Source organism: Endozoicomonas sp. YOMI1, from assembly GCF_024606345.1.
Lineage (GTDB): Bacteria > Pseudomonadota > Gammaproteobacteria > Pseudomonadales > Endozoicomonadaceae > Endozoicomonas.
Genome location: NZ_JAHHPM010000251.1, coordinates 1 through 10,321 on the forward strand (window position 1 = coordinate 1; position 10,321 = coordinate 10,321).

The 10,321-nt window shown below is 44.0% G+C and carries 5 protein-coding genes and 1 tRNA gene; 4 read left to right on the forward strand and 2 right to left on the reverse strand.

The window, feature by feature from the left end; genetic code table 11:
• Window positions 1–312 precede the first annotated feature (312 nt).
• A complete protein-coding gene (locus tag KDK15_RS08660; RefSeq protein WP_257294959.1) occupies window positions 313–729 on the forward strand; it encodes a hypothetical protein in 417 nt (138 codons plus the stop codon).
• Between the two features lie 309 nt (window positions 730–1,038).
• On the opposite strand, the gene KDK15_RS08665 is transcribed toward KDK15_RS08660, so the two are convergent.
• Window positions 1,039–2,220 (reverse strand): hypothetical protein, encoded by a 1,182-nt coding sequence (locus tag KDK15_RS08665; RefSeq protein ID WP_257294960.1) that lies wholly within the window; start codon window positions 2,218–2,220, stop codon window positions 1,039–1,041.
• A gap of 633 nt (window positions 2,221–2,853) precedes the next feature.
• On the opposite strand from KDK15_RS08665, the gene KDK15_RS08670 reads away from it, so the two are divergent.
• Window positions 2,854–4,584: an ankyrin repeat domain-containing protein gene (locus KDK15_RS08670; protein WP_257294961.1), complete on the forward strand. Its 1,731-nt coding sequence runs from the start codon at window positions 2,854–2,856 to the stop codon at window positions 4,582–4,584.
• Window positions 4,585–5,129: 545 nt separating this feature from the next.
• Here the strand turns inward: KDK15_RS08670 and KDK15_RS08675 are convergent.
• Window positions 5,130–6,086, reverse strand: a complete 957-nt coding sequence (locus KDK15_RS08675; protein ID WP_257294962.1) for a hypothetical protein — start codon at window positions 6,084–6,086, stop codon at window positions 5,130–5,132.
• 758 nt (window positions 6,087–6,844) lie between these two features.
• On the opposite strand from KDK15_RS08675, the gene KDK15_RS08680 reads away from it, so the two are divergent.
• Both KDK15_RS08680 and KDK15_RS08685 read left to right on the forward strand, forming a co-directional pair.
• Entirely contained in the window at window positions 6,845–9,928 is a 3,084-nt protein-coding gene (locus KDK15_RS08680) for an ankyrin repeat domain-containing protein (RefSeq protein WP_257294963.1), read from the forward strand.
• A gap of 307 nt (window positions 9,929–10,235) precedes the next feature.
• Window positions 10,236–10,311, forward strand: a tRNA-Thr gene (locus KDK15_RS08685).
• The last annotated feature ends 10 nt before the right edge of the window (window positions 10,312–10,321 follow it).

A 10,321-nucleotide genomic window follows, 5' to 3' on the forward strand; every position in this document is an offset into this window, starting at 1 on the left:
GACTGGCATGAGTGGCCTGTTTTGTTTTCAAAAAAATTTTGTAAGTGCCTGTTGAGTTGGATTATTCATGGGTTTTCTGACAGGCACTAAGTACCTATTTGATTTTATCAAATAGTTTGGGGTCTGTTTGAAATAATTAAATCTCTGTAAGCCATATTCCCGACCGCTTGCGGCTAACTACTCAGAGAGCGAACGTCATACCCCGCAGTTTGTTGCCGCGTGGTAATTGATTTTTTTTTTTGAACCAAAAGACATTATTAATGTCATATTACATGTGTTCCAATTTATGTATTCGATATTATAAGGTTGCGTATGAATGGTTCTGTTGATGTTAGTAATAATAATTGCTTAGTATGTGCTCAAAGAAGCTCTGATATTCGAACGGGAATTAAACAAGTCACATGGTATGGGGGGCTCCTTTCTTGTATATTACCTGGATTCCCAATTACTACAATCTCAGCATATGCAATAAATCAAAATGCTGAATTAATTGAAAGAAATATATTTTGTCGAGAATGTACTCATCAGGTTGACGCTCGTTGCCAGGAAAAAGGCAATTTACATACTGAAAACGATGTGACGATTGATAATGCTGAGAGCACTTTAGCTTATCAAGCTCAACTACCAATCAAAACAGTCTCTGGCAATAATGGTGAAACAGATAGAAACCTTTCCGCAAACAGATTCAAATTTGCAGGAGATGAAAATCTCACACAAATTTTCACCTAACTTTCTATACACTAATCCGCACCTAAATCGGGTACTTACGGTAGACATTAAGGAACTGTCCTGAAATAACTTCCACATTTTCGATGTTATCCAGTAAAGAAAAAATCTTTTCCTCTGTGTCTCCGTGTCTCCGTGGCAAAAATAGGAAGTTATTCAGGGACATTCCTCCGGGAGTGGTTGGTGTTTTCACGACACTCTATCTCATTTATACGAAACATATCTTGGAGATGAAGTAGAACAGTGAGTCCAGGAGGCTGTTCGAGAATAGACTGCCCTATAAGGCAATTGCTCCTGAATTCCCTGCGAGTTCTATAACCCGCGGCCGGTAATCATCGAATCATAATTCGGTGGTGGTTCCGCAAACAGTTGCTCATAACTGGGGGGTTGACTGTGAAATATGTCGCAGATTTGATCGTCTAGCTCGTCTATGTCCAGGTGTGCAAAATCAGTGGGGGATGGAGAGTTCCTGCCTTGGTACTCAATAGCAAACAGTGCGAGAAACAGTTGTTTGGTCTGCAGGTTTTGACTTAAGAAAATTTCCCGGAAAAAGGCAGGCGAGCTGACAATTTTGTCCCGCAGAGAAGCGAGAAAATTATCAAAGCTCCTGCACAATCCGTGAAAGCATCTATTTGAAAATCTATCCATAAAGATAATCAGCAGGTTTTCTGCTGCCAGCCCGTCTCTGGGCAAACCGGGATCCAGCTCTGGGTCTGTAAGCAGATGTTCGGCCAAGGCGAAGTTATCAAACATCAAAGCCTGCCCAATGAGGTTTACGTGGATCACACCATTTCTATCGACTAACTTGTCATAATCCACTTTGGAGAATCTGGCGAAAGCCGCATGCCGCTGAAAATATGTCTGTCTGTTGACAGAGGCCTGGGGATGACTAACCAGCAATTTGCAGATTTCATCCCTGTCTTTGATGGCCAGATTACTGTTTATTAATTCCACCGGGGTTAGATAAATAGAATGCCAGCTGTCCATGCCTTGTATGACAGTGTTTGGGTCAATGTTGTTGTGTTCCAGCAATATCTTTACCGTTTCTGGTGTCAGCTTATCGGTGGCATGATGGCCACGAACAAGCCGTCCGGAGTTAAAGCATTGGAAGTAGGGTTGATAAGGTTTACCTGTCAACACCTCATTGGGTTCCGCCCCATTTTCAAGTAATGTTGCCAATGCACTTACATTGCCATGAGCAGCTGCCTTGGATGCCACAGACTGGTTTTTTCTGCCACCGTGCAGGTTCGCACTCACACTATATTCGCTTAGCAGGTGCCTGATCAGTGGCACATCATCTGTTGCAGCAGCCCGCATCATTGCCGCATCAGCACCTTTCGTTTTCAGAACCAGCAAGTTGACAGAATGATTGCACCAGAGAGCTAACGTCTTGCCAAGGGTTCGCTGATCTCGACTGAAGCTGCCATCAGTGGCCTGGGACCATTGATTATGTAACTGGATGGTGGGAGATGCTGGACCGCTATCGTGTATCATGTTTATGCCTTTGTTGACTTAATGAAGGTCCCGGACTTAGCGTTCATGCGGCATGTAATCGCTTGTGTTCCTGCATATTCCCTTCTGAAATATCTGTCAGTCTAGTTCCCAGCCTCCAAAAAACAAAAAAATTAATGGTTCGTTTTCAGCATACGCAGAAAGTCCGTTACCAATCACCCTGCCTCCTGATGCTGATACCTCTTCTCCATCCCCTCCCCCCAATCATGATATGAATCACCAGCCCGACCAATAAGCCTCTCCGGGGCTCAGGGCAGTTTTCCACATCCTACCAACAATCATCCCTGCTGCATGGCGCCTATCCATGACTGAAGAGTTCGCCCACCGAACCATAAAGCTCACTCTGGCATCCGTTGTCTTTCCGGCAGTCCCAACAGCAACTGGCGGCTGTATTAGCCCCATCAACTGGCTCTTATAGAACGCCGGAAGCACTTGAAATGCAGTTGCAGAGGCGTGTTTAGCAGGGAAAAAGCCAGAATGAGTAAACAGGCAAAACTTGATTATTTCCGTTTTTATACCAGACTGGATTTCTGGCCATATTCGGGAATCAGCCAGTGTTTTTTAAAGGATTTTTTGGAATGAAATTTACAAAAAACGCACTTTGAAAGATTTACTATGACTTCCGTCACTCCTGAACAGCTCAAGGCGTTCATGCCGATTGCTGGACCCGTTCTGGTTTGCCACCACCTGTCCATGCAGCCTCGTAGTGCGGAGGTATTCAATGGTCGTCAGTTGGTCGTGTGCGAAAACCCCAATACACGACTGATCCGTTCCTCTGATTGTCAATGCGATATTCTGTTTCGTGATGATGTTGACCTTCAGGAATTAGATACGTTGTTACAGAACAGGGCTATTGATATTCATGCGAAAAAAGCCCGGCACATAACCCGGGCTTCGGTGTATGGGCCAAGGGACACGGTGTACTGGCGTTCTCCACCGCGAGAATTTAACCCAAATATACTGGAGCAACTGCAATGGTACTTGAGTAAAGAAGGGGTTGATATCAATCAGCCCATCAACCAGGCGCAGCAAACCTTACTGCATCAGTTCTGTAAAGCGAGCTGTATTTATCGCAGGGAGCCGGAAATGCTCTACCCTGTGCATCCTGATACAGTGGTGAAATTGCTTTTGAGCCGTGGAGCTTCGCTGATTCCCGATTGCTTTGGTAACACACCATTACACCTTGCCTGCAATGTTGGAGCTACCCCGGAGCTTATGGAAATATTGCTGGAAAAGGTCATTGGCAGTCCGGACATCCTTGACGCAGTTAACGACGACAGGAAAACAGCCCTGTCCGAGGCGCTCAGTTCATCATCATGGGTGGGTATGGCAGTTCTTCTGTTGCGCTCCGGAGCCAGTATCAGTGACGCCGACAACAGGTATCATTACAGTCCGCTTCATGCAATGATCGAAAATCAACGACTTACCAGTGAAAAGCTCTACTTTCTCACTCGCTATGGGCTGGATATCAATAGCTGCTCCAGTGAAGGAATACTCCCGTTTAATGAGTTTGTCAGGAACCTGTTTTATCATGACTTCTATCGAGAATGCGAAATCCTTCTTTACCTTATAAAATCAGGGTTGGTCCTGAACCGTCCTGATCGTGATGGCCAGTCCTTGCTTGCCATGTGTTTCCGTGTTTTTGCAGGAAGTAGAGATTATTATCGCAAGCTGGAATTGTGTGCTTATGTCTTGAAAACTGCCTATAAATACCACTTTCCGGGAAATATTGATGCTCTGAAAGGAGCTGTTTCGGACCGGTTAATAGAAACACACGGGAAGGATATCCGGAAACTGTTAACAAGCTTTTCGGATGTTTTTTATCTGATTGATAACACCATCGAAATCATTGCCAGCAACTTGAGTGAGCAAAATAAAAAGAAACTGGAAGGGTGGTTGGTACAAGTCAGAGATATCTATCCTCCGGGTTGGAGTCTTCGCCCTTTTGTCTACCAGCCGTGTGAACATTTTGCGCACTCTTGCAAAGATTCTTTCCTGCGTCATATGGACGCTGTTTACAATGTGGCAACCACTGATTTTGCCGGGGTTGGGTTAATGGAGTCAGATCTGGATTATTCTGAAACAATGGAGAGTGATGAAGAACCTGATTTTGATGATACGGAAGACCATCAGGGTAATCATTCGGTTCGATATTCAGATATTCATTTATATGACTGGCTTTTTGAATATCGGTTTGAAGCATTACGTCAACTGCTTCTGTCACATAAAGAACTTTATAAAACTATCGGTAAACATAAACACAATCTCATTGGTGAATTATCGCCTGATAATCAAGAAAGGCTTGATCAATTACTGTGGGAAACGGCTCCGGTTGGTGAATATTAACTAAAAGTGAATATTTTCAGGTTATGTTGAATAAGGCAATAAAAAAGCAGATTAACCAAGATAATCATAGATTACTCGACACTGTTATGAGACCAGCTCAAGTACTATGACGGGAATTTGATCATTAATGAACTTAAAGTCTGATTCCTGTGTCTGAGTCACAGGGTTTAATAAATAAAATGTATAAATAATGTTCCCATCCTGGCAAATGTCTTACACAGAGTATGGTGATTCCCTGACTGCAAATCATACGTTAAAGCCTCAGTATGGAAGCCGTCAGTTGTGACAGGCAGTCAAAGCAGCCAGGAAGGCAGATGGCTGACAAATCAGGGATGTGCCATGACAGGGAGCCAGTGGACAGGATGTCCGGATTTTCAGGATGAAGGCTGGGCAGGGACATCAGTCAGGCAGGATGCCTAACCAATTGGAAAAGAGTCCGTAGGTAGAAAAAACAGATCCAGGAAGGATCTGTTTTTGTTTGTGGCTAACATTCAAAAGAACACCCGAAAAGCACTTTATTGCGGTTTTAATCAAGAGGACATTGCTCAGAACTTGTTGGCCAATTCTTGCCATTGCTCCGGGGTCAGTCGGGTAAGCTCATTTCTGGCCCTGGCCGCAAAATCCTCGTAGGGCCTCTCCTGCATTGAGGCAAGTTCCTTTGCTGCCGGGTCACCCACTTTTTTGTCATTCACCGGAGCCATGATTAACAATCCACACATTTCAAGAATGCCGTATCCCTGTTTTTCAGGCACATATTGAGGATTGACATTGGCATTTTGATTTCTGGGAAAAATGAAGGAGTGCAGAGAGTTATTATCGTCTACCCAATAGGCCACGTTGTAGCCGCCTGCTCCGCAAACATCGCTGTTGCTCAAGTATTTCAGAGTATTATTAAAGGCATGCTCAAATTCAGCGCGATTCTCACCCGTGATATGTATTCCTGAAAAATGTGCCGTGTTATTGGCTTGATCACCTGTCATCCAGCGAACCGTGGTTTTACCACGCTGTATTACCGGCAGATCAGCATCCAAAGAGAGTTGTCCGTTATCCAGAGCTTTACGCAGGGGCAAACTCTCATTCATTGCATGGATGTGAAGGTGCTGCTGTGAATTTCCCCGGTAGCCACTATGGGCAAAGGTATAGGCCGATCCCATAACTTTTGCCAAATCAAAGAGCTCTGAACTTTTTTCAGCTATTTTACTCTGATCCAGGTGATCTGTCGGTTTTATCAGCCAGCATTCGGGGCTGTAAGGTCTGAAATTAGAGATGATGGTAAAGCCCTTAAAATGGGTCTCCAGTAGCCTGGAATCGTTATTGCATAATGCACACGGCTTTCGTGGGTGACTCTGCGCTTTTTTATTTTCAAACTCTTTCTGAGCGGATTCATCAAATGTGAAAAGCCTGTTAGGAAAGAACCTGAATTCGAGGTATTGTCTGTTTTGTACAATGCCACCTTCATACTGCAACTGATTACAAAGGGTATGCTGCGCCTGACGAGCCATTATCTTCAACACTTGGATTGTTTCACACGAGTTTTCAGGCGTTGTGATCCTGACTGTATCGACTACTTGAACATGCTTGCCTATGAATGTAAAAATTTCCTCATAAGCAGTATTTTTCCAAGAGTGACAGTTATCTGTATTTAGTATAAATAGGTGTTGAGCAACGTTCATGCTTACCTCCTTGTTGATTTACTATGAAATGCATCTCAAAAAGGCTACCCGGTCATATAATGCACTATGTGAGAGCTGCATTTTCAATCACGGCTATTTCGACGTCAGACCTGGAAAATAGATTTGAACGCTTTATGCCTGATCCCGTTGCTATCTCCATGGATTGGCCTAATATCCGCTTTGGCTCAATTGGCAGCCTGCTGCCAAGCCAGCTGAAACCATACCGATAAACTGAAAGGTTTAAAATAACAATACTGTTAGCTATACTGACTACCCCCATTAATTTCCAGTTCAGATCTGCACCAAACGAATAAATGAGGTTTGTTCCCGGAGGTATCAATGTCCCCACCAGAAAGAAACCGATTTTGATACCCCCGGGGGTTACACCGTTTACTACGATGATTCGGACCCAGACCGTAGATTGAAAAATGTCGGAACTGACCCTGAACATTCATGCAAGATAGATGAGAGTCCTATTTCTTCTTCCCGAAATGAGAACTTTTTAAGCTGTCAGTTGTCAAAAAACCTTTTGTATTAATAAGAAAAAGCTGGCTGATGCTGGCAATATTTTCAGGAGAGAAATAGCAATGCAGCCAATAAGGGGAATGTCAACAAATCCTTCAAACCCGGGAGGCATGGATAAAACCACTAGCGTTACAGCTGAAAAGGACAATCCCGTAATAGGCGCAGCTATAGGGGTACCCCTTGGGCAGGGCATGTCAGCATTACGGTCTACTGAAAACACCGTGCCATCTGAAAGCTTGCACACCAAAAGAATGGTAAAACTGAATCAGGCTCGCTTCATTCCTGGTCGCCCTTCCCCCAAATCCTGTGATAACCAAGTATTTCTGCAATCATCTAATAATCTGCCGGCGTATCATCAAATGTTGATGGATATGTTTGGACGGCCATTTCTTTCGAGGGAGGATTTATGGTGTCAGCGCAACCATCTGAATAACTCATACAGGCAAGCCCTGATAAACCTGATAAAACAGGGGGATAAAGAAAAAGTAACAGAATGCATTACCAATAACCCCCGGTCTTTAGCCATTAAAGATGCAGATGGTAATTCCGCCCTGCATCTGGCAGTGTTACACGGTCATGATGACTTATGCCGACTGTTGGTTAATCGAGCTCAGAACCTGTTGCGGGCAACGAATAATAACGGTGAACGACCTTTGCATATCGCAGCCAGAGAAAAACAAAACAAATGTTTGAATTTTTTACTTGATAACTACCCAAGCTCCTCATTACTGGAAATTGATTTGAAGATTCCCGGCAAATCACATGCAACACCGGTTCAGCTGGCAGCTCGATACGGAAATACAGTCGGTTTAATGGCCATGCTTGATTATGAATTTGTCAGGCATATGTTGTCCTGGCTTGATACCCCTATTCGGTTAGCGATAGAAAATGGGCATACAGAGTGCGTGGCAGCTATTCTAAGCAATAAAAAAACCGCTGACGCTTTATTTAAACCCTATTACTTTTACTTTGCTGTAGAGTATGGCCAGTTGGATTGCTTAAAATTACTCCTACAAAAGTATCCAGATTCTTTCACCACCAAGAATCCTTTTTTAAAATGCTTAGTTCCTTTAATTCAGTTAGCTATAAAAAGTGGCCATGATGACATTCTACAATATCTTCTTGAGCAACCTTTCTTCATAAATCGACTGACAAAAATGGAATATGCCTCTGAATTTGAATGTAAAGAAAATGGTACCTGTGCAAAACTGATCAGAGATGCCCGGGAGAAAGTGAAGCTACCTTTTTGCCCGGTGAAGAATTTTGATAAAAAACTATTCCAACAGGTCTGGCAGCGTGAAGCGGATAACATTGCCAACAAAAAAAACATGGTAGAAAAGCAAGCCTCGCGGATGCACCTGTTTTTATTACCTGATCAGCCCGTGAATTGCTTTCCCGGGAGAATATCGTCCACCGACTATCTGTCACAGGTAAAAGCCTTGATAAGCGGATTGCAGGAAATAGGCGTTTATCTACGTTGCACCGTGGCTGAAGATGCAAAAAAAGGTCAATTCACGACTATGGGTGATGCCACGGCATCGGTCGGACTGATTAAAACCCTTGTTGCTTTGGGCACCAAAACGATCCATGCACAACTGTTACCCCCGGATGACAGTGATTTCATTACACGGCAAGAATTCAGTCATGAAGAACAGATAAGATACATAAAGAAACAGCGTGTGGCGTTATCCAAGCTGGCTTACTTACTGCCAGGCATAAAGATTAAACCGGGTACCCAGGAAATTTATATAAAGAGTACCAGGGTTATCATTTCCACCTGTCACCTCCGAGGGGAGAATAAAATCAATGCTGCCGTTACCCTCTCATTTTTCGGAGCCAAAGTAATGTACCAGCAATTAGGGCATGTACAGGAGTCCTGTATTAGTTTAAAACCCTATCGTTTTCACTCTAAATGTGAATCGATGTATCTGGATACCGGTACATCGTTTGAAAGGAATGATAAAAATAACGGCAACTCCCTGTGGTCACTGCTATTTAAATTTTTGAAATCCACTTTCACCGATAAATTAACCGCCGCTTCCATAAACGACATCAGTTTAATGCCTGATTGTAATATCACCCCTTTGCATCTACCGGCAAACTCCATCATCCCCAGTGATGATCTGCAACGACAGGCAACTAAAATACCGACCGAATCCGTCGATAGCCATCGAGCAACATTAACCTCAGCTATTAACCAACTTTGTGATTTATCCACTAAAGGGAAAATACAAACCGCTGTAGTTTATGGTTTGCATCATGGCGATCTGCGCCATGATAAAACAACGATATTAACCAATTGGCTTAGCGCTATTAAAATAAATCAGGAGCAGGTAACGGATGCCCTCCCAGTGGTGGTGACCACCACGGTCAGTGCTTTCACGGATGAAGATGGCAAGAGTGCGTTATACGAAATCGCGAGAACCACAGGCTTCACACTGATTGACTTTCGGGACCAACAAGACCGGGCCTCTCTGATGGCTGCAGGCAAGGGCCAATTGTTACTGTGTCTTATGCCCAGTCTGCCAAGGCAAAGTTTCAATAAACTGGTGCAAAGCTCCCGGCTCCCGGTGTTAAGTGAAGGTGCCAATCTGACCACGACCCTGTTGCAAAATGGCCAACCCCATCTTTCTCTCCTTCCCTATGGACATACGCCAGTGGCCCAGGATATGGGAGGGCCGCTTGAGGCTTTAAAGGCCCTGGCCTTTTCCTGCAAGCTGCGCATAGAAAGGAAAGGAGCCGATATTGAAGTCCTTAAAAAATTGTCAGACTTTGTCAGGGAAAGCCGCTATCCAGAGGCACTCTCTTACATTGACAAAATAATAAAGACAAAAAGCTATGAAAGTGGGCCATTGGGATTTGTCTGGGCCGAACCTCAACCATCGCCTTTGCAATTGAGGCCAGTCACCATTATGAGCCTGTTACATAAAGGAGATAAACTGGGTGATATTGAAAAAAAGGCGTTAATCGCAGCGCTTGATCCTTCCGATAAAGCCCTGGCTAATTATATCAACAGCTGCCTGGATAAGGAGTCAATCACAACCTATCACTTCAGGCTGCAGCAAATGCATGTTAATAAGCCTTTTAATAACAAGGTGCTGGCAGCGCTGTTTCAATTTGGACGCCATAAAAAACTGCTGGCCTGAAAAAAAGTGGCCAAAATGCCCAGCCAGATGCATCAATGGCAATCACTCTACCTAACAATAGAGTCTGCTGGCAGAAGCTGCTTCCGGTATTATGCTGGAAGATGTCCTGAAGTTACTGGCTATTACAGCAGGGCGAGCAACAAAGGCTGGTTTATGACTGTGAGAGCCACTGGTGGATTAGGGTTATGCATTGGTAATAACAATGCAAAATAGTGGCTTTGCAAATGGTTGGATACAAAATAAAGATCAGAGTGCATATGGAAGTTGACAAACACACTCGGCATAAATATTATTCACCTCGTTCCTTGCCGGTATAGCTCAGTTGGTAGAGCAACTGACTTGTAATCAGTGGGTCCCGAGTTCGACTCTTGGTGCCGGCACCATACACAGCAA